Origin of the sequence: Candidatus Enterococcus testudinis (assembly GCF_002140915.1) — a bacterium.
GTDB lineage: Bacteria > Bacillota > Bacilli > Lactobacillales > Enterococcaceae > Enterococcus_D > Enterococcus_D testudinis.
On sequence record NZ_NGKU01000001.1, the window covers coordinates 2,113,864 to 2,134,059 of the forward strand.

The 20,196-nt window shown below is 41.1% G+C and carries 21 protein-coding genes; 1 reads left to right on the forward strand and 20 read right to left on the reverse strand.

Annotated elements, in window-relative coordinates:
* Positions 1-30 precede the first annotated feature (30 nt).
* The 7 genes from lepB to fakB all read right to left on the reverse strand — a co-directional run bounded on the left by lepB (position 31) and on the right by fakB (position 5,398).
* Positions 31-579, reverse strand: a complete 549-nt coding sequence (lepB, locus tag A5886_RS10125; RefSeq protein WP_086275021.1) for a signal peptidase I — start codon at positions 577-579, stop codon at positions 31-33.
* 23 nt (positions 580-602) lie between these two features.
* The gene (locus tag A5886_RS10130) at positions 603-2,030 is read right to left on the reverse strand and encodes a S41 family peptidase (RefSeq protein WP_086275022.1); all 1,428 of its coding nucleotides are present in this window, start codon (positions 2,028-2,030) and stop codon (positions 603-605) included.
* A gap of 17 nt (positions 2,031-2,047) precedes the next feature.
* Positions 2,048-2,269 carry a YozE family protein gene (locus A5886_RS10135; protein WP_086275025.1) on the reverse strand — a complete coding sequence of 74 codons (222 nt, stop codon included), beginning with the start codon at positions 2,267-2,269 and terminating at the stop codon, positions 2,048-2,050.
* Positions 2,262-2,783 (reverse strand): peptide-methionine (S)-S-oxide reductase MsrA, encoded by a 522-nt coding sequence (gene msrA / locus A5886_RS10140; RefSeq protein WP_086275027.1) that lies wholly within the window; start codon positions 2,781-2,783, stop codon positions 2,262-2,264. The genes A5886_RS10135 and msrA overlap by 8 nt, the downstream gene beginning before the upstream one ends.
* Positions 2,783-3,430 (reverse strand): YpmS family protein, encoded by a 648-nt coding sequence (locus A5886_RS10145; RefSeq protein ID WP_086275028.1) that lies wholly within the window; start codon positions 3,428-3,430, stop codon positions 2,783-2,785. Before A5886_RS10145 ends, msrA begins: the two co-directional genes overlap by 1 nt.
* On the reverse strand, positions 3,427-4,407 hold the full coding sequence (locus A5886_RS10150) for an SGNH/GDSL hydrolase family protein (RefSeq protein WP_179190085.1): 981 nt from the start codon (positions 4,405-4,407) through the stop codon (positions 3,427-3,429). The genes A5886_RS10145 and A5886_RS10150 overlap by 4 nt, the downstream gene beginning before the upstream one ends.
* A gap of 148 nt (positions 4,408-4,555) precedes the next feature.
* Entirely contained in the window at positions 4,556-5,398 is an 843-nt protein-coding gene (fakB, locus tag A5886_RS10155; protein ID WP_179190022.1) for a DegV family protein, read from the reverse strand.
* A gap of 126 nt (positions 5,399-5,524) precedes the next feature.
* Between fakB and trhA the strand changes: the two genes are divergently transcribed.
* Positions 5,525-6,178 carry a PAQR family membrane homeostasis protein TrhA gene (gene trhA, locus A5886_RS10160; protein WP_086275031.1) on the forward strand — a complete coding sequence of 218 codons (654 nt, stop codon included), beginning with the start codon at positions 5,525-5,527 and terminating at the stop codon, positions 6,176-6,178.
* Positions 6,179-6,238: 60 nt separating this feature from the next.
* Here trhA and A5886_RS10165 read toward each other — a convergent pair whose 3' ends face one another.
* The 13 genes from A5886_RS10165 to A5886_RS10225 all read right to left on the reverse strand — a co-directional run bounded on the left by A5886_RS10165 (position 6,239) and on the right by A5886_RS10225 (position 20,089).
* Entirely contained in the window at positions 6,239-6,727 is a 489-nt protein-coding gene (locus tag A5886_RS10165; protein WP_086275032.1) for a dihydrofolate reductase, read from the reverse strand.
* Positions 6,728-6,791: 64 nt separating this feature from the next.
* Complete coding sequence (locus tag A5886_RS10170; protein WP_086275033.1) at positions 6,792-7,739, reverse strand: thymidylate synthase; 948 nt, start codon at positions 7,737-7,739, stop codon at positions 6,792-6,794.
* Between the two features lie 15 nt (positions 7,740-7,754).
* On the reverse strand, positions 7,755-9,656 hold the full coding sequence (locus tag A5886_RS10175; RefSeq protein WP_086275034.1) for an ABC-F family ATP-binding cassette domain-containing protein: 1,902 nt from the start codon (positions 9,654-9,656) through the stop codon (positions 7,755-7,757).
* Positions 9,657-9,830: 174 nt separating this feature from the next.
* Entirely contained in the window at positions 9,831-11,867 is a 2,037-nt protein-coding gene (locus A5886_RS10180; RefSeq protein ID WP_086275035.1) for a cation:proton antiporter, read from the reverse strand.
* A 3-nt stretch (positions 11,868-11,870) separates the two neighbouring features.
* On the reverse strand, positions 11,871-12,152 hold the full coding sequence (locus A5886_RS10185) for a hypothetical protein (protein ID WP_086275036.1): 282 nt from the start codon (positions 12,150-12,152) through the stop codon (positions 11,871-11,873).
* Positions 12,153-12,349: 197 nt separating this feature from the next.
* Positions 12,350-14,470, reverse strand: coding sequence for a peptidoglycan D,D-transpeptidase FtsI family protein (locus A5886_RS10190; RefSeq protein ID WP_086275037.1), 2,121 nt, complete (start codon positions 14,468-14,470; stop codon positions 12,350-12,352).
* A 363-nt stretch (positions 14,471-14,833) separates the two neighbouring features.
* Complete coding sequence (locus A5886_RS10195; protein WP_086275038.1) at positions 14,834-15,886, reverse strand: LCP family glycopolymer transferase; 1,053 nt, start codon at positions 15,884-15,886, stop codon at positions 14,834-14,836.
* 161 nt (positions 15,887-16,047) lie between these two features.
* The gene (locus A5886_RS10200; RefSeq protein ID WP_086275039.1) at positions 16,048-16,857 is read right to left on the reverse strand and encodes an ABC transporter permease; all 810 of its coding nucleotides are present in this window, start codon (positions 16,855-16,857) and stop codon (positions 16,048-16,050) included.
* Positions 16,858-16,901: 44 nt separating this feature from the next.
* Positions 16,902-17,957 carry an ABC transporter ATP-binding protein gene (locus tag A5886_RS10205; protein WP_086275040.1) on the reverse strand — a complete coding sequence of 352 codons (1,056 nt, stop codon included), beginning with the start codon at positions 17,955-17,957 and terminating at the stop codon, positions 16,902-16,904.
* A gap of 176 nt (positions 17,958-18,133) precedes the next feature.
* A complete protein-coding gene (tagD, locus tag A5886_RS10210; RefSeq protein ID WP_054116554.1) occupies positions 18,134-18,535 on the reverse strand; it encodes a glycerol-3-phosphate cytidylyltransferase in 402 nt (133 codons plus the stop codon).
* 108 nt (positions 18,536-18,643) lie between these two features.
* Positions 18,644-18,844, reverse strand: a complete 201-nt coding sequence (locus tag A5886_RS10215; protein ID WP_086275041.1) for a cold-shock protein — start codon at positions 18,842-18,844, stop codon at positions 18,644-18,646.
* 118 nt (positions 18,845-18,962) lie between these two features.
* Positions 18,963-19,568: a superoxide dismutase gene (locus tag A5886_RS10220; RefSeq protein WP_086275042.1), complete on the reverse strand. Its 606-nt coding sequence runs from the start codon at positions 19,566-19,568 to the stop codon at positions 18,963-18,965.
* A 77-nt stretch (positions 19,569-19,645) separates the two neighbouring features.
* The gene (locus tag A5886_RS10225; protein WP_086275043.1) at positions 19,646-20,089 is read right to left on the reverse strand and encodes a GtrA family protein; all 444 of its coding nucleotides are present in this window, start codon (positions 20,087-20,089) and stop codon (positions 19,646-19,648) included.
* Positions 20,090-20,196: the final 107 nt, after the last annotated feature.

Consider the following 20,196-nt stretch of genomic DNA (forward strand, 5'->3'; position numbering starts at 1 on the left):
CTGGTTGAATGGGGGATCATCTGTCCTTCATTAAATCAATCGTATATGGGATAAAGGATAATACACCAATCGTGCATTGCCTAAAATGGCATCACCAGAAATTGGGCCAAAAGATCGACTGTCCTTTGAGGCTCTGCGATTGTCGCCAATCACAAAATAACTATCCTTACCCAGCTTTTCAACACCCAACAGTGATTCTAAATCAAAATCATTCGTATACGACGCTGTTTCATGATCATTGTTGCGGTTTTTGGCCAAGAAGGGTTCTTCAACAGGTTCTCCATTGATATACAGCTGATCTGCTTCATACTTGACAGAATCTCCTGGCATCCCAATCACCCGCTTGATATAGGTGGATCCATCTGGCATTTGAAAGACCACCACATCAAATCGGTGGATTGGTGAAATCTTCTCAATGATCACCATATCTCCTTGTCGCAACGTGCCTTCCATTGAATTGCCAGAAACTGGAACAGGGATCAATAGGAACGCCCGAATCAAAAAGGCAGAGGCCAACGCGATCAATGCGTATTTAAAAGCCAACCAAAAACGATCTCGCCACTGATTATCGGTCGTCAATGCAGGTTTCCTCCCTCTTTCACTCACTCTTCAGCCAACAGTGACAATGCTTTTAGATATGCAGGATCTTCCGCCCGGATTTTGTCTGTGACAGCTTGTTCGATTGCTTGTGCTGTTTCAGCATCGACTTCACCACTTTCAGAGAGACCGGATGTCTTTTGAAAAGCTGTCACGGCTTCTACCGTTTGATCATTGAAGGTATCCCCACTCGTATCATAGCCTAACGCCGCCAAAAACTGGTTGAGGTTGCTGACAGCATCCGAACTTTGCCCAGTTTTCAACGCATTGTCGCGGGGCAATGGAGCGAGATACGCATACGCTGGAAAATCAGCTTCATAATCAGGCAAAACGCCTTGGTCGTTGACCCATTCTTCATTCGGTGTCAACCATTTCATGATCGTCATTTTCAATTCACTGTCATCGCCCAATTCTTTGATATTCTGTACAGTTCCTTTACCAAAAGTTTCGGTACCAACAATCGGAACCCCCGCAGATTCTTGCAAAGCTGCTGCAAAAATCTCAGAAGCAGAAGCACTGCCGCCATCTACCAAAACGACGACTGGTTCTGTAACTTTAAAGCCTTCATCTAAGGATTCACTGGCCTTGGTTTCGCTGATGATACCTTGGTTGCTGGCAAATTTAACGATCGTTTGACCATCTTCTAAAAACATACTAGCCATGATTTGTACCTGATCCAATAAGCCGCCGGGATTTTGCCGTACATCTATCACAAAGGATTTGGCACCTTCACTTCTCAAAGCAGTGATTGTTTCTTTTAATTCGCTGGCGGTTTGCTCGCCAAATGTCGTAATCTCGATCTTGCCTACCGTTTCATTTGTATCGACAATCTCACCATGGACAGTCTCAATCGGAATCGTATCTCTCGTTAACGTGACGTCAAAGGTCTCGCCCTCTCTTTGCAGTGTTAAAGTGACATCTGATCCTTTCTCGCCGCGAATTTGTGCGACCACCTCAGACAATGATTGCCCTTTGGTATCTTCGCCGTCCACTTTCAGAATCCGATCCCCTATCCGTAGCCCGCTTTTTTCGGCAGGTGTGTTTTTGATCGGTGCTTGGGCAATCTCAGGATACTCATCTACCAATGATAATGTGGCGCCGATTCCCTCAAAACTGCCGGATAGCGACTGATCCAATTCATCTGCTGCCGACTCACTCAAGTAAGTCGTATAAGGGTCATCCAACGCATCTGTCATGCCTTGCAACGCGCCTTCGATCAACGCATCTTCGTCGACCTCTTGGTAATAATTGCCTTTGATTTCTTCAAAAAGCTGTTCGACTTTGACAATACCACTGTCTGCCGTTGACGATTCTTCAACGACTGTTGCAACGGACTGTTGTTCAGCTTGTTGCCAAATATACACGCCACCGCCTGCCAAAATCGCGACACTAGCAAGTGAAATGAAATAGCGGCCTGTTGAGATTCCTTTCATCCTTTCGCCTCCTTTTCTTAACGATTGTTTTCAGTATAATCGGCCCAGATTCGATCGAAGATATCCATTGAAGGCAAGTAATCTACGCTCATTTCCAAATAAGAAGAGATTTCTTCATAATCATCCGTATGTTTTGGAAATTGACTATCATGACTCGCATGTGTGGCAAAAATCTGGGCTTCATCGGTGTGACTCGGCCCTTTGACTGCCATTAAGTAACTATAAAAACTCTTACGCATGGTCTTGATCCCAATGGTCCGCAAGAAAGGCTGCACGACGCGCATGATTACGAGCAAAGTTCTCAGGGTTTTTCTTGTAATACTCTTGATGTTCCTCTTCAGCCAAATAAAATGGCTGGGCGGGTTCAATTGCAGTGACGATTGGCTCAGTGAAGCGCCCAGTCGCTTGTAAAGCCGCCTTGCTAGCCAATGCTGTTTGATGCTGTTCTTCATTGAAATAAAAAATCACCGGTCGGTAATTATCACCACGGTCCTCGAATTGCCCAAAGGCATCAGTTGGGTCCGTTTGTTGCCAGTAAATCGTTAATAAATCATCGAAACTGATTTTCTCAGGATCAAAAATAATCTCCACTGCTTCAGTATGTCCTGTTTGGTGGCTCTTTACTTCCTTATAAGTAGGATTTTCGGTGTGCCCCGCCGTATAACCAGAAAAAATGGACTCGATCCCGTCCAATTCATCAAAAGGCTGGATCATACACCAAAAACAACCGCCTGCAAATATTGCTCTTTCCATTATTCATCCTCCGATTCAGCTGGCAGATAGAGACTCATTTGAATCTCATCATCTACAAGATTGATTTTGTTGGCTTTGATAAACAAGCCGTTTTGCATTCTAAATTGATCCAAACGTATCAAAATGACCTGTTCATCGGCATTGACTTCGATCCATTCAGGAAATTTGAAACTGCGTTTGATCATTTTCAGGACTTCGCTCGTTGGTAAATCTAGTGTACCGATCGATAAGCTTTTGGCTTTTAATTGCACATTGCCTTCTTCGGTCACGTAAGGATCAAAGTACAAATAAAAAGTGATTGGAAATCCTAGAACCTGGAATTCCCCGGTCAACAGGGCTTCATTCCGCAATTCAAAATCATACGTGACATCTTGTCCTTTTTGAAAATCAGATAAGTAAAAATCAATCAACTGATTGACCTGACTTTTGTTGCTGTTGACAGTCAATACTGGACTACCTTCCCGCTGGACCAATTCAGTACTTTCATTCAAACCAGTCTCTCTTTGCTGAAAAATTCTTGAAGCAAAAAAGATGGTCGTTCCTAAAATCACGCCTGCTAAAACGAGAAAGGCAATTTTCCAATAATTAATTGTCTTTTCTGTTTTCACACTTGTTGTAGGTTCTGGCTTCTTTTGATTCGGCTTCATTCTGATTCCTCCTGTACCAGCCACTGGTCTTGTGTTTTGATCAATTCATCTCTGACCGCATTGGCCATCAGTTGATAGCCTAAATTATTCGGGTGAAAGCGATCCCCTTCATACAAGACATTGTTGGTGATATTATTGGTGATGGTTTCTTGACTATCCTGAGAAGATGCACTTTCTGCCGTTGTTTCAGACGATGACGTTGTTGTTTCAGACGTGCTGGTCGTCTCGTCAGTGGCTTCATCCTCGGCATCTTCCGTATCAGCAATTCCGACTTCATCGCTTAATCCTTTATATAATAAATCATTGATTGGAATAAAATAAGCATTCGTCTGCTGTTTGATAAAGCTGTCCGTTTGGGCATTCCAATTGTCTATGATCGTTTGCATATCTGTGATTTCTGGAAAGTTTAAATAGAAAGGATTATAAATCCCCAACACATAAATCGGAGCGTCCGCATTTAGCGAGCGAATTTGGCTGAACATCTCTGTCATTCGCTCGGAGTAATCCGCCATCGGTTCAGTAAAAGAATCAATGCTCAGTCCGAAAAATTTGGATTGAATCACTTTCAAGACATCATTTCCGCCAACAGTGAGGGTGATCAAATCAGCCTCACCTAAATCTGTCCGTAAATCTTCATCATTCTTGACCCGTTTTAAAATTTGATCGCTACGTTCACCGGCTACCCCATAATTTTTGGTGACCAGATTCGTTAACCCATATCGATCTTGTAAATCACCCGCTACGATCGGTACAAATCCGCCTCGAGCGGTTTCATCTCCAACGCCTTCTGTTAGCGAGTCACCCAAAGCCACATATTCGATCGTTTCTTTGGCAGCATCGCTGGCCGCCAATTGGCCGCTAGGCGATAACAAGGGTGCTGCTTTGGGAATGGCTAGATGAAAGATGGTCCCTGTTGCACAAGCAATCAAACCGACTATCAATATATATATCCCCGTTTTTTTCCACTTCAACTTTATCCAAACCCCTTACTTGTAATCTTTGCTATTTTAACAAAATTCTCATCAATTGCCTAGCAGTATTCATTCTTTTCGGAAGACGAATCAATGAAAAATAATAAAAAACGATTCGCATGTCGACGAATCGTTTTTTTAAGTCCTACAGGTATTACACGGTGCTGTAAGTAATGGCAAAAGCCCCTTTACCCGTATGTGTGGCAATGATCGGTGTCGTATGCAATAACGGAATATCCAATTCTGGAAAAGCTTCCTGCAACTCACGCTTAAAGCGTTCTGTGATTTCTAAGCCTTCCGCATGAGAGATTCCGATTTTGGTGACTTTCGGCAATTGCTGCAGTTCGTTCTTTAATTCTTCGAACCATTTATTGAAGGTTTTGACCCCACGACCCTTGACCACAGGAATCAATTCAGAATGGTGGAAGTCCATGATGACTTTCATGTTCAACAAACTAGACAACAAGCCTGTCGCCCGGCTGATCCGGCCACCTTTGACTAAATTCTCCAATGTCGATACACCAATAAATAATGTCGTATTGTCCCTTACATGCTCGACTTCAGGCAGCACTTCGGCCAACGACTTTCCTTGTTGGGCAAGTTCCGCTGCACGTATCACTTGAAAGGCCAATGCTTGGTCAGTGGTGTCGCTATCGATCACCGTCACCTTTGCTTTGGATAATTGACTGGCTTGACGCGCAGCTTCCACTGTACCGCTCAATCCTTTGGTCATATGGATCGCCAATACTTCACTGCCATCTTTGCCTAGTTCATCAAACAACTCAACAAAATGACCAATCGGCGGTTGACTGGTTTTCGGTAATTCTTTTGCTTGACCCATCATTTGCATAAATTTCTCGCCGGGAAGTGTCTCATCATCAGGATAGACGATACCATCGATCATTACAGATAGTGGGACGACATGGATCCCCAAAGCATCGCGAACACTTGGTTCCATGGTGCAAGAAGAATCAGTCACAATTTTAAGATTTGCCATCATATATTCACTCTCTCTTTAAATCAGGTCTCTTTTCGTGGTAAAATAACCGTAGACCATTTATACTTAGTATAACAGAGAGAAAAAATTTTTTCATCTAATTTTGATTTAGAAGGACGGTGCCTTATGCAGCATATGAAATTTAGTCGCAAATATTTGATCGTCAATGAAGTATTAAACGCCGTGACCCACGGTATTGGGTTTGGCTTAAGCGTAGCAGGACTGGTCCTTCTATTAGTCAAAGGTGCGCGCCTAGGGTCTCCGATTCATGTGGTTTCTTATGCGATCTACGGATCAATGATGATCTTGCTTTTTTTGTTTTCCACACTCTTTCATAGCCTGATTTTCACTCGTGCGAAAAAAGTCTTTCAAGTGTTTGACCATGCGTCGATCTTTTTGTTGATTGCTGGCAGCTATACCCCTTTTTGTTTGCTGAGTATCCAAGGGTGGTTAGGTTGGTCTCTCTTCATTTTGATTTGGCTATTGGCTATCAGCGGGATCGTCTACAAGTCTCTGACCTTACATAAAAAAGAGACTGTTTCAAAAGTGTCAACATTGATCTATATCATCATGGGCTGGTTATGCGTGATCGCCTTCAAACCTTTGATTGAGAATCTTGGTTTCTGGGGTACCTTTCTACTTGCCAGCGGTGGTGTTTCTTATACAGTAGGGGCGCTTTTCTATAGTTTAAAGAATGTGCGGTTTATGCATGTTGTTTGGCACTTATTCGTTATGTTAGGTGCTGGCTTGATGTTCTTCTCCGTTTTGCTTTTTACCTGATTGAACAATAACACGAAAGATCCGAAGACTTCTCAATGAGCAGAAGTTTCCGGATCTTTTTTATTTTTTCTGATAAAATTCGAATTGGTGCCGATACTTGTTGCGGTCATCCACCACTCCGGGAATTGTTTTGGTCAGTGCCCATTTGTCCCAATCAATCTCTGGGAAGAAGACATCCCCAGTGAAAGTCTCATCGATCACGGTCCGATATAATTGGTCGCAATCCTCGATCATCGTGTCAAAGACACCGGCTCCGCCTGTGAGAAAGACAGGATGATCTTGTTCTTTGGTATACGCCAAGATTTCTTCTCGGTTATGCATCACTAAGACACCTTCTGCTTGATAAGCAGGATCACTTGTCAAAACAATCGTGGTACGTTGCGGTAACGGTCGTCGATTCATACCTTCGAAGGTTTTTCGCCCCATAATGATTGTATTGTTGATTGTTTGGTCTTTAAAAAATTTCAAATCATTGGGCAGATGCCATGGCAACGTGCCATTTTCTCCAATCAGCCCTTGTTTATCTTGTGCCCATAAAGCGATCAACATAAGTGATTACTCCCCTTCTTCATATAATGATTTGGTTATTGCTGTAAAAAGATTTGCAAATGTCTTACACCGCGATCGGTGCTTTGATCGTTGGGTGAGGATCATAGCCTTCTAGAGAAATATCCGCCAGTTCAAAGTCAAAGATTGATCGTTTATCTGGATTCAATACCAATTGCGGTGCAGGTCGAATGTCACGACTCAGTTGTTCTTTCATTTGCTCGAAATGATTGCTGTATAAATGGGCATCCCCCAGTGTATGGACGAACTCACCTACCGCTAAACCTGTTTCATGGGCAATCAAATGGGTCAACAACGCATAACTAGCAATATTGAACGGCACACCCAAGAAGACATCTGCACTGCGTTGATACAGCTGACAGCTCAAGCGACCATCGTGGACATAGAACTGAAACATTGTATGACAGGGTGGTAAAGCCATGGATGGCACATCTTCAGGATTCCAGGCTGAAACAATCAAACGTCTAGAGTCGGGGGTCGTTTTGATCATGTCGATCACTTCTTGAATCTGATCGATGAAGCCGCCTTTGGCTTTTTCCCAGTGGCGCCATTGATACCCATATACGTGGCCTAAATCACCATGTTTTTTGGCAAAATCATCATCTGTCAAAATCAGCGAACAAAATGCCGCCAACTCCTCTTGATACTGTGCATTGAAAGCTTCGTCTACTAACGAACGGCGGCCAAAATCGGTCATATCAGGACCTGTGTAATCCTCGCTTTTCACATAGCGTTCAAAAGCCCATTCATCCCAGATGTGGTTCTTGTGCGCAAGTAAATAGCGAATATTGGTATCGCCTTTCAAGAACCATAGCAACTCGCTTTTGATCAGACCGAAGGGTACGCGTTTGGTTGTCAGCAAAGGAAACCCTTCTGACAAATCGAAGCGCATCTGATGGCCAAAAATACTGCGGGTCCCTGTGCCGGTCCGATCTCCTTTGTCATTGCCTTCGGTTAAAATTTTCTTTCCTAAATCTAAATATGCTTGTTCCATAAGCGACTCCCTTCGTTAGACAAATTCACTTAAATATTCCCAGCGATCCATTTTTTCTGAAAGCTGAGCTTGTACATCCGCAATGTCATTTTGCAATTGCTGCAGCTTCGTAAAGTCAGCCCCTTGGTGGTTCATCTCTTCCGTCAAGGCTTCTTCCTTCTCTTCCAAAGCAGCAATGTCATCTTCAATGGTTGCCCATTCCTTTTGTTCCATATAACTTAATTTCTTTTTGACAGCAACGGGGGGCTGCTCTTGATTGACGACGCGTACGTCTTTTTCAGGATTCTTCATACGTGCTTCCTCAGCACCTTTGGTTGTTTGTTTTGCCAAATAATCATTGATCGATCCGTAGTAGGATTCGATCACGCTGCGACCTTCAAAAATCAATAGTTTTTCTGCCACTTTATCCAAAAAGTAGCGATCATGAGAAACCGTAATGACCGCGCCTGGAAATGATTCAAGATAACTTTCAAGGACAGTCAATGTGTCGATATCTAAATCATTTGTCGGTTCATCCAATAATAAGACATTCGGTTGACCAATCAATAATTTCAATAAAAACAACCGACGTTTCTCTCCACCAGATAGTTTACCGATTTTGGTGCCATGCATCGAGCGGGGAAACAAAAATTGTTCCAGCATTTCTGCCACACTGACTTGGCTGCCGTCAGCTTTTTGTACTTCCTCAGCTGCTTCTTGCAAGTAAGCAATCATACGTTGTTCCGGATCCATTGCTTCATTGGTCTGGGTATAGTATGCCAATTTGACTGTACTGCCCGTGATCAATTGCCCGGAATCAAGCGTGATCCGACCGGCCAATATGTTCAATAGTGTAGACTTTCCAGCGCCATTTTCACCAGTGATCCCTAGGCGCTCTCGCGATTGGATCAAGAGGTCAAAATCTTGCAGCAGTTGTAAATCATCAATAGCATAAGAAGCATGTTTCAGTTCTAGCACTTGCTTGCCTAAGCGGGTCGCAGCCACATCAATAGCGACATCGCCATTTCGTTTGACTTGATTCAGATTGTCTTTTAAATCATCAAAACGATCGATTCGGGCTTGTTGCTTGGTAGATCGGGCTTTGGCACCCGTTCGGATCCACGCCAGCTCATGTTTGTACAACTGTTTGCGTTTGTCTTCTTGTGTTTCTTCTACCCGCTCTCTTTCTGCCCGGGCATGCAGATAGGTTTCATAGTTCCCTTGGTATTCATGGATTTTACCGAAGGACAACTCAAAAATACGATTGACGACACGATCTAAGAAATAACGATCATGGGTCACCATCATCAAGGCACCGCGGTATTGTTTCAAATAGCCTTCCAACCACTGGATCGCATCATAGTCTAAATGGTTAGTAGGTTCATCTAATAACAATAAGTCAGGTTCATCAATCAAGACTTGTGCCAAACCAACCCGTTTCTTTTGACCACCAGACAGTTGTTTCACTTGTTGTTCCAAATTGCTGATGCCTAACTTTTGTAAAATGATCTTGGCAGTTGTATCAGTATGCCAAGCATCTGCTTTATTCATCGCTTCTTCAGCAGCTTGGTATTGCTGCAAGATTTTGGCATCCCCACTATTGCCTTCTAAAGCCAACAGCGCTTTTTCATAATTGCGAACCACACGAATCAGCTGGCTCGTTCCTTGGAAAACTGCATCCACGACGGAAAGTTCTTCTGACAGTTGATCGTCTTGAGATAAAAAGCCGATCCGGTAATCTTGTGCAGCAAAAACAGCTGGCAGATCCCCATCTCCGCGGTCGATTCCAGCAATAATTTTCAATAAACTTGATTTTCCCGTTCCATTGACACCAATCAAACCAATCCGGTCTTTTTCATGAATCAGAAAAGATAACTGATCGAATAATGTTTTCTCACCGTAAGTTTTTCGCAAGTCACTTACTTTCAATTCTTTCACAGCAAACCCTCCTGCTTTTTTTCTTCGCTCATTGTACCACATTCTGACATTTCTTTCTTGTGGATTTCTTTTAAAAGATTATTCATCGTCTCAGCAATCGACCACACGAAAATGCCCCAACTTCAACCTTTGGCTAAAGGCTGAAGTTGAGGCGTTTGTCGAGGGATCATGCGATCAATGTCTAAACATCTGCTGCTTGGGCTGTTCATCGGCCCGAGACATTGCATAAGATTCTAGCAGGTTGACATTCCGACGGTATTCATTGGCGGATAAGGTAGAGATTTTCTCGCTGACCTCATATTCATCAATGGTTTTGCGTTCTAAATAATACCCCCACAAAATCTTTTTCACGAAAATCGGGTCTTCTTCGATCATGATCGTTTCAATAAAATTGCTATGTTCAAAACGCTTGATGCTCATTTCCCTTTGGCGAATAAAGAAATTGATCAAAGAAGAATCATAAACATCTTCCAAGTTACTCAAACTATGAAAAATATACTCACTATTTTTTAAATAGATTTTTTGCACTTCGGAAATATCACGCTGTTTCAATGCAGCTTTAAATTGCTGCTGACGCTGAATAAACAACCGGGGATGAAATATAATTCTTAAAAAACGCTGAATAAAGAATAACCAAAAACTAAAGAAAGAAAGAATTTGTTTGGCAAGCGAATGTTGTTGCTGAGAAATAAATCGTGAATAGAAACGGTACCCATTCAAACTCACTTGACCATTACGGTACGCTTCATCCAACCCATCTTGTTCGATGGATAAAATCAGCCCTTGAATTTCTTGGATTTCTTGTTTTTCTGAATCAGTCAAACTATTGCGATACAATTCCCAGCGGCGATTCTCATAGGAGTTGATCACAGCATCAATAGCCAAACGACCTTTATCAGATAGTTCTTTTTTCTCTTCAATCTCTAACTGTTCGATCACATCTTCTAAGATCAGTAAATGATTGAAATCCACACTTTCAGAAGCCTCACCATCTGCCAAATATGGCAAGACCATAACACTGATCACTAATGTCAGCAAAATCACACAGGCGGTCAGAAACAGCAACAGGCTGCGTTCTTCAAATCTAGCGCCATTGACCATTACCGGCAAAATAAAAATGGCTGCCAGACTGACAGTTCCTTTCACTCCACCAAATGTCAACAAGGCGGTTTCTCTTAAGGAAACTTGTTTCTTTGTTTGTAAGAAAAGGTAATAAACCAATAAAAAAGCAAACCGAACCACAAAAATCATGGCTGTTACGATCAAAACCGTAAGGACCAAATGCCAGTTGGCATAACTTTTGCTCTCCCAAATCGGTGAAAAGACCTGTGACAGTTCTATCCCCAAGAACAAAAAGACCAGAGCATTCAACGTAAAGACGATCGTCGACCAAGTACTCCCTGAAATATTTGCCAGTTCTGCATCAAAAAGCGAAATCCGGCGCTTTCTTTGTGCTTGCGCCACGCCAGCTACAACCGCTGCAATAATGCCGGAAACACCAATCATTTCTGCTAACAGATAGGCCGCAAATGGCAAAAGCAATTCAATCAAAAGGTAGACGGTTACATCTTGTGCCGAGATTTTTTCAATAAAACGCAAGATCTTCCGTTTGAGCCAAACGACCAAATAACCAACCAGGCCGCCACCAATACTAGCAAACAACAATTGAAAACCCGCGTTAGCAACTGAAAAGGTCCCCGTTGTTAAGGCAACGATGGCGAACTGCAACGCAGTAACGCCAGAGGCATCGTTCAGCAAACCTTCGCCTTCAAGTACATGCATGATGTGTTTGGATATTTTTAAACGCTTCGCCAAAGAAGAAACTGCGACTGCGTCAGTAGGCCCTAATGCAGCACCAAAGGCAAAGCAGGCCGCGAGTGGAATGGTGGGCATCAGCCAATGCAATGTACCACCAACCGCAAACAAGGTCATCAGTACACCGCCAAAGGCCAGAAATAAAATGATTTTACTATTTTTAAGAATTTCGGGTACATCTGCGCGCTCACCTTCTCGAAATAGCAGTGGACCGATGATCATAACCAAAAACATTTCAGGTTCAAAGGCTATCTCTTGCCCCATTTCTGTTAACCCCAAAAGAATGCCTAAAATGATTTGAATGAAAAAAATGGGTACTGAAGGCAAGATCTTACTTGCCACATTAGAGAGGGTAACGAGGATTGCGATGATAATGACGAGTTCAATAAATTCCATCCATTACCCTCTTTTCTTTCGGATAGCGACTAATAATTCAAGAAAATCTTCTTTTCTGAGCAAGATTTTGTCATTGAGAAGATGTAACTCCTTTTCATTATTCTCAATCTCACATTGGACTCTGCGAGATTCCAATCGATAAAGATCGTGCTTCATCCGTTCAAATTTACGAAACAATAACGGATTTTTCCGTTGCAGATAATCACGCATTTCTTTCTTTTCCGCAGGCGTGAATTGACTTAACTTCTCCATTAATTCTTGTTTGCTTAAACATTCTTTATTCATAGTTTTCCTGTTTGCTCCTTTGATTCTGACTCTAAATGATAAAAATAAATGATTGCAAATATCTCTTAACCGCTAGTATTCTATGCCAATCATATAAAAATAGCAAGTCTTTCTCATCAAATGAATGTTTTATAGTTGATTTCTTAAATGATTCAAAAAAAACCGCAGGAAAGACCTGCGATTTTTTGGTTTATCGTTTATTTCATATATAGATCATAGTACGCATCCATGATTTCTTTCGCAATTTTTACATTCGGATGACTGCTTGTTCCGGATTTTAATTGTGGCATCACGATTGCAATCGCAATATCTGCATCATCACTCGGTCCATAGGCAACAATGTTCAGATTGACCAAACTAATCGTCTTGCCATTGCTGTCCACGATTGGTGTTTCTGCTGTACCTGTTTTAGCTGAAACATCCATTTTGGCAGAAGCCAAACCAGTCGCTGTTGCCCATGCATCCGTTCCATGAACGGCTTCATAAAAACCTTGTTGGATAATATCCATCTGTGCATCACTGATATCGACTTCATTCAATACCGTTGGCTCGATTGCTGATTTCAGCGTGCCAAGATCACCTGTTTCATCATTGCCGTAAACACCAGATACAATATGCGGCTGCAGTCGTTGACCACCATTGGCCACAGTGGCTGCGTATTGCGCCAACTGTAACGTTGTATACGTATCAAACTGACCAAAAGCCAAATCAAGGATTTTCCCGCCATCGCTGACAGTATCCATATTTTCGATAGACGTACTGATACCGGTCGCTTCACCGGGAAGATCGATCCCTGTTTCAGTCCCCATCCCAAAGGAAGCAAAGGCAGTCCGTAATTTGTTGTAAGCATCCCCTTGACGATCAACAGTTGGAATCGAGATCCCAGATTGATATTCAATCCCCATCAATCGCAAAGCCACTTGCATCATATAGGAGTTGGACGATACTTCTAATGCTTGAACAGCTGATAGATTCCGATTGTTTGTACCTGTCGGGTTAAAGATCGACGCTTTGACATCTGATCCGATTCTGATGGGTTGGTCGTACAACACCTCATTGCCGCTCAAAACGCCATTCTCCCAACCAGCTGCCAAGGTGCCACCTTTGACAACAGATCCTGGTACGAAGGCATTGATAAAAGTCCCAATGGCATTTTCCTGCAAGTCATTCGATTGGGTCTCATGCTGATAACCGGACATTGCCAAGACGCCGCCAGTTTTAGGATTCAATGCTACAGCATACACACCGGGTGAGTATTCCGCTGCACCAGAATCAATCAAGTCTTTAAAGTTGTCTTGCAAGATTTGATCGACTTCTTTTTGGAACTTCGCATCTAGTGTTAGCACTAGATTATCCCCTTTGGCACCAGCATACGTCTCTTTTTGACTTTCAATATTGTTGCTATTGTCCAATGTGATTTCAGAGATTGATTTGGTTCCTTGCAAGACTTCTTCGTATTGCTGTTCCAAATAACTACGTCCGACGCGATCATTTCTAGCATACCCTTTGGCAAGAAATTCATCCAAGCTTTCTTCTGGGATCCCTTGTTCTTCACTGGTCACTGTTCCGATCAAGCTCGCCAGTGAACTGCCTTCAACGATTTTTCTAGTCCAGTCGGTCCCTGTAGAAATACCCGGCAAATCGACCATGTTCTCTGCTACGATAGCCAATTCTTCATCAGATACATCCGCTGTTTTGATAAAGACCGTACTCAAAGATTGGGCACTATTCATGCGTTTGAAAATAGTCGCTGTTTCCAATTCCGCATCTGAAAAATCGATTTCCTCTTCTGTTACTTTGGCAACAGTCGCTGTATATTGTTCAGATGTCGATAATTCTTTTTCCTCATCCGATAAACGATCCGTCGCTGCTTCCAAGTTGTCCTCATTCGCCAGCCAGAAATCTTTTAGATCTCTTTCTGACAAGTTCTTGTCAACTGGAACATCGATCAATTCACTTAATTTTTGCGCTGTATCAAGAAGATCCTGCGCGGTCATCTTATTGCCGCGGGTAAATGTAATCGCCGCATTGGCTTCATTTTCTACCAAAGCTTTTCCTGAAGCATCATAGATCATGCCTCGTGGGGAACTTCCTTTCACTTCAACCACCGAAGATGCTTTTAATTGCTTTTCAATATTCTCGCCATTGACGATCTGCAAATACCCCAATTGAACGATCAATGCCACAAATAATGCAAATATAATAAAAAATAAAAAGTTTAATCGAAATGGTACATGAGATTTGCGATACGCCTTGGCCTTTGGTTCTTCTGGCCCTTTCCGTATGCTGTAGACTACTTTATCTTTTAAATTCTTCATCCCATCTATCCTTCCAATCTATAGTGACTACCGTCCTATTTTACCAAAAAAAACGCGGAGAAACTGAAAAAAATTCAAATATCCCCAAATCCTTAGAAAAAACTATAAGAATTCGTTCTCAAAATCTGAAATGTTTCACAGTTCCGCGTCAAAAATTTTTTCTTTAAATAAAACAATCATGATTTTAAGCTTTCTTCAATCATTTCAAAATCCAGATGCGTGAAACAAGCATTTATTTTTGAACATTGTGGAAAACTAGTAGAACGGATTGCAAAAAATCGATCCAAAACAAAGGACACAGAATATGGTTCTGAATCCATCGATTTGGATCGATTGTTTTATTCACGCTGCGGCAAAATGATATTAATAGCCAAAGCTATTATCTGCGGACACATCATCGTCTAAAGTATCGTCTATATAACTGGCAGAATCATCATATAGCTGGTAATCAGAGTAACCTTGTGTATAGGCATCTCCTTGTGACAGCATGTCGTTCGTTGGTAAGCCTAATTGTTCTTTCAGTAAGTTTTGCGTGTTCAATAGTTGATTGATGCCTAATAACTGGTAATAGACACCATTCATCATTTGTCCTTCGCCTTGAAGCTGTTCTTGGCTGATGGTATTGAAGGCAGGAATATAATTCGTGCCAATATCCAACATATCATCCCAAGTCAAATCTGTTTTCGAATTTTTTTCGACCGCTTTCAAGATTTTTTGATAGTTGCTGATACCATCCAAACTCATCACTTTTTGAACGATTTTTTCAACAACTTCTCGCTGACGTTTTTGCCGACCAATATCACCCTCGGGGTCTTGTTTACGCATCCGAGCATAGGCTAAGCCGGTTTTCCCATCCAGAGTAATGGTTCCCTTAGGTACATGCACACCTTCTAATGTGAAGTCGATCTCATTGGTGACTTCAATTCCTCCAACAGCGTCAATCAAATCACGCATGCCTTGCATATTGATCGTTACATAATGATCAATTGGAATATCCAATAAGTTTTCTACCGAGTCCATGGACATTGCTTCTCCGCCAAAGGCATAGGCGTGGTTCAATTTGTCCAATGTCCCATATCCAACAATCTGAGTATAGATATCTCGATCTAGACTAACAATCGTTGATTCTTTCTTTTCCGGATTGACTGTTACCACCATCATACTATCGGAGCGGCCTTGCTCAGTCCTGCCTAAAGCACCCGTATCAATACCTAATAATAAAATCGAAAAAGGCTCACGATCTTCAATACTGACTACTTCTTCTCGCTTTGTCGTTGTTCGGTCAACAGACTGAGAAATCTGATCAAAGGTTTTACTTGTATCTTCATAAACCCGCATGCCATAAACAGTCATTCCAACAACACCCAAAACGAATACACCTAAAATCCCCAAAATCACTTTTTGATAAATCCGCATGTTACACCCCACTATACCTATCGTTTCATGCTTTTTTTCATCGTGTATAAAAAAACAGCAATCGCTCTCATTGATTCCATTCAATTTTAACAGAACAGTCACAGATTTAAAATGCAAAAAGGGGCTTTTATTATAAAAAAAAAGCCCTAAAGAGGACTTTTTTAAATATAGTCAACAAAACGGGCACGAAACTTCATGTGCAAATGACTGCCAAGAATCAGCAACATCAATGTAAGACACCAGAAAATCAAGGTGTAGGTGGTCTTTTCCCAAACCCAGCCGCGGGAGAGAAAACTATCTCTGAATCCCTCTATTAGATAATAAATTGGATTAAGTCTGAGTATTTTGATCATCCAAACCGGCATATTTCGATTATTGATATCCCAAATCGGACCAGATACATAAAATAGTAATCTTAAGACTGATTGCAAAAAGATATGATAATCTCTGACCAAAACAGTGATTGTTGCATTCAACAGACCAAAAGCAAATAAGAAAATCACCATCGACACAAAATAGTAAAAGAATTGAAGCCAATACAATGTCGGTGTCACCCCTGCAAGGAACAATGACCCGATGACTATTGCGACCATTGGGATGTATGATGATAAATTACTGATAATATTGATAGAGGGTAAAATACTCACTGGAAACTTCATCTTTGCAACCATCCCCACTTGACGATGGATACTATTTGAAGCACCAAGTATCGAGGCACTGATATAAAACCAAGCCGTGATACCAATCAACATCCAAATAATAAATGGTACACCATCAATTTCTCGATTCCCATTCACACCCAAACCAAATACCAAGTAATAAATGCCAACTTGGATAGCAGGATTTAGGATCTGCCAGGCTAAACCCAAATAATGACTCTGATAGGTTGCCTTATCCTCATATCTTGACATGCGGAAAACAATACCAGCATGTTTAATTTGTTCTGTTATAACTGCTGCAATTTCTTTCACAAAATTCATCCTTTTTATTTGAACTAAATAAAGATATCATTTCTTTATTTGAAAACTTGGCTGATGACCTCTATCGGATTTTTGATTGCATACGTCAATGATCGATCACTGAAGGATACCAATGCACAAAATATAGTCGTCACTGCAACTAAAGTCAAGAACCCTTTGGTCGGCCAACTCATTTTTTCCCCAAGTGGTGTACGTTTCAAATTTTTGAGGATTGCTTGATTGGAGAGATTTTGTTGCTGTAAAAAATCATCTTTGCGACTTTTTGTTTCCAGTTTTTCTAAGGTAAACGTTTTTTGATCTTCTTTAAACTTATCTTGATAGCTCTTCTGTTCTTTCTTGGGTTGTTTCTTGAACCAGTCAATAAATTTACGGTATTCACCCATGACTTCTTCGGTAGGACCGAACATTCGTAAATCGCCATAATGCATCCAAATCGTACGGTCACATAATTTTTCAACTTGACCCAATGCATGACTGACAAAGAAGATTGTTTTACCAGCGGCCTTGAATTCCATGATTTTATCGACACATTTTTGATAAAAAGTTTCATCTCCAACTGACAAAGCCTCATCGATGACCAAAATATCCGGATCATTATGGACGGCAATTGCAAAGCCTAATCTGGATTTCATCCCACTTGAATAACTTTTGACAGGTTGATTGATAAAATCGCCCAAGTCAGCAAAAGCGACGATTTCGGGTAACTTTTCATCAATTTCTTTATTCGTCATACCAGACATCAATGCTTTTAACCGTATATTCTCCAAACCAGTTAATTGGAATTTTAGTCCAGCACCAATAGCAATGATCGAAGTATCCCCGTTAACTTCCATTGTGCCGGAAGTTGGCGGAATGATTCCACTGATAACATTTGACAAGGTTGATTTCCCAGAACCGTTTATGCCGATGATACCTACTGATTCCCCAGCTTTCACATCAAAACTAACACCTTTCAATGCCCAGAATCTTGGGACATTTCGATGATAAAACTTAAATAAAGCTTTGACTTTATCTGATTTTTTTTTGTATAAGTCGTATTCTTTCGTGACGAGTGTTGCGCGTACTTTTATTTCATTATTCACTATCTTCATCCATTCTTAAAGAATTTCTAGCTGATTCCTACAACTCACCCAACATCATACCACATTTTTAACATGGTTTATCTACCTGCATAAAAACAAGTAAGAAAAACTTAAAAATATCCGCTGTTCCAGACAAAAAGGCATCCGAAAAGATGCCCATTGCAAACTTGTTTCAATTAGGTGAGCTAATTGTTCAACTTCAAATCTTTCTTGATTTGGGTAGTCGAGATTTCAGGCGTTCTAGCCAAATAAACGACTTCGGCATCTGTTTGTTCTTGAACAAAATCAAATTCTCCAGCCCAGTCATCCCCCATAACAAATGTATCTACGTGATACTCTTTCACATCAGTGACTTTTTGAGCCCAACCTTCTTCTGGTATAACTAAATCAACATAGCGAATCGCTTCTAAAAGCTGTTTTCTTTTTTCATAAGAAAAATAGCATTTCTTTTGTTTTTCATTCCAATTGAATTCATCCGTTGATAAAGCAACAATCAAGTAATCCCCTTGTTCCTTCGCTCTGCGTAAAAGGTTGATGTGTCCATAATGTAATAAATCAAATGTACCATAAGTAATAACTCGTTTCATTTGTTTACCTCTTTACTTCCTTTTTTTACTAATACAAAGAAGATACCAAAAAAAACACAAAATGGCAAATCAAAAAAGCTGAGTTGCCTCAGCTCTCGATTGAAAGTGTTAGATTTTGCTTACTTCAGCAGCTTGTGGTCCCCGCACACCCTCAACGATTGAGAATGAAACATCTTGACCTTCTTCAAGAGATTTGAAGCCATCTCCTTGGATCGCTGAAAAATGAACAAAGACATCTTGTCCACCTTCTGTTGTAATAAACCCAAACCCTTTTTCATTGTTGAACCATTTTACTTTTCCTTGTTCCATATCGTATATAGCCTCCATGCATTTAATCTAAGACGAAATCGTCATGTCCATTATAATCGATAATGGAAGCGTTCGCAACGAGGAACAAAAAAAGAAAGCCGAAGCTTTCTTTAGTCTATTATGCTTTAGCAAAATATTCGTTGACTTTATCCCAGTTCACAACACTCCAGAAAGCATTGATGTAATCTGGGCGAACATTTTTATATTTCAAGTAATAAGCATGTTCCCAAACATCTAAACCTAATACTGGTGTTTGACCATCCATCAATGGAGAATCTTGGTTGGCAGTTGATGTAACAGCCAATTTGCCGTCTTTCACAACTAACCAAGCCCAACCAGAGCCGAAACGACCAGTTGCTGCTGTTTTGAATTCTTCTTTGAAATCATCAAAGCTGCCAAACGCTTCTTCAATCGCATCTTTGATTGCGCCAGTTGGCTCGCCGCCAGCATTTGGGCCTAAGATTTCCCAGAAGAAAGTATGGTTGGCATGTCCACCACCATTGTTACGTACAGCTGTTTGAATATCTTCAGGAACAGAAGAAAAATCTTTTAATAAGTCTTCAACAGATTTTTCGCCTAATTCAGGATGTTTTTCAATCGCTGCATTTAGATTGGTTACATAAGTATTGTGATGTTTATCATGATGCAAATGCATCGTTTCTTCATCGATATATGGTTCTAGTGCATCGTATGCATAAGGTAAATCAGGTAAAGTGTAAGTCATAAAAAATATTCCTCCTCAATGATAATGTTTACATATGTAACATTATCAGAGAATTTCCCTTTATTCAAACCTTATGCTTACTTTTTGTCCATTTTTTTGCCAGTGAAGACCCAAAACTTGCTAAACAGATAGTTGGCTAAAACAACGACGATTTGGGTCACGGTTTTTGCTGACAAGTCGCCACTGCTCAATAATGAAATCATGACAAACATACATAACATATCTAGTCCTAAAGATAGAACCCTGAAAAAAATGAATTTGGCGAAGGCTGTCCAAGCCTCCCGCCTGTTGGCTGATCTGGCTTCAAAAACCCAAATCTTATTGGTAAAGTAAGCAAATAAAACGGAAATGGCCCAAGAAATAACATTGGCTACTTGATAATACAACCCAAACACATTTCGACAAAGCAAATAGATGGCGATATTCACAACTGTGGTTAAACCGCCAAAAAACAAATAAGTGAATGGCTCCCATAATTTTCTGTCTTTCAGCCACTGTTTAAGTTCATGATATGTTTGCATAAATACTGCCTGCCTCCTGAGATTGTTTCGATTTCTAAGTTTTTGTGTGAATGCCTTGTAATCTGTTGGCCCCTTCGTTACAATTACTCTAGTTATACCACAAAGGA

Excerpts from the sequence above, each read along its gene's own strand:
- tagD (WP_054116554.1), bottom strand. The coding sequence starts at position 18,535 with ATGAAACGAGTTATTACTTATGGTACATTTGATTTATTACATTATGGA.
- A5886_RS10135 (WP_086275025.1), bottom strand. The coding sequence starts at position 2,269 with ATGCGTAAGAGTTTTTATAGTTACTTAATGGCAGTCAAAGGGCCGAGT.
- fakB (WP_179190022.1), bottom strand. The coding sequence starts at position 5,398 with ATGGCAAATCTTAAAATTGTGACTGATTCTTCTTGCACCATGGAACCA.
- trhA (WP_086275031.1), top strand. The coding sequence starts at position 5,525 with ATGCAGCATATGAAATTTAGTCGCAAATATTTGATCGTCAATGAAGTA.
- A5886_RS10220 (WP_086275042.1), bottom strand. The coding sequence starts at position 19,568 with ATGACTTACACTTTACCTGATTTACCTTATGCATACGATGCACTAGAA.
- A5886_RS10180 (WP_086275035.1), bottom strand. The coding sequence starts at position 11,867 with ATGGAATTTATTGAACTCGTCATTATCATCGCAATCCTCGTTACCCTC.
- A5886_RS10190 (WP_086275037.1), bottom strand. The coding sequence starts at position 14,470 with ATGAAGAATTTAAAAGATAAAGTAGTCTACAGCATACGGAAAGGGCCA.
- A5886_RS10185 (WP_086275036.1), bottom strand. The coding sequence starts at position 12,152 with ATGAATAAAGAATGTTTAAGCAAACAAGAATTAATGGAGAAGTTAAGT.
- A5886_RS10195 (WP_086275038.1), bottom strand. The coding sequence starts at position 15,886 with ATGCGGATTTATCAAAAAGTGATTTTGGGGATTTTAGGTGTATTCGTT.
- A5886_RS10215 (WP_086275041.1), bottom strand. The coding sequence starts at position 18,844 with ATGGAACAAGGAAAAGTAAAATGGTTCAACAATGAAAAAGGGTTTGGG.
- A5886_RS10130 (WP_086275022.1), bottom strand. The coding sequence starts at position 2,030 with ATGAAAGGAATCTCAACAGGCCGCTATTTCATTTCACTTGCTAGTGTC.
- msrA (WP_086275027.1), bottom strand. The coding sequence starts at position 2,783 with ATGGAAAGAGCAATATTTGCAGGCGGTTGTTTTTGGTGTATGATCCAG.
- A5886_RS10145 (WP_086275028.1), bottom strand. The coding sequence starts at position 3,430 with ATGAAGCCGAATCAAAAGAAGCCAGAACCTACAACAAGTGTGAAAACA.
- A5886_RS10165 (WP_086275032.1), bottom strand. The coding sequence starts at position 6,727 with ATGTTGATCGCTTTATGGGCACAAGATAAACAAGGGCTGATTGGAGAA.
- A5886_RS10225 (WP_086275043.1), bottom strand. The coding sequence starts at position 20,089 with ATGCAAACATATCATGAACTTAAACAGTGGCTGAAAGACAGAAAATTA.
- A5886_RS10205 (WP_086275040.1), bottom strand. The coding sequence starts at position 17,957 with ATGAAGATAGTGAATAATGAAATAAAAGTACGCGCAACACTCGTCACG.
- A5886_RS10170 (WP_086275033.1), bottom strand. The coding sequence starts at position 7,739 with ATGGAACAAGCATATTTAGATTTAGGAAAGAAAATTTTAACCGAAGGC.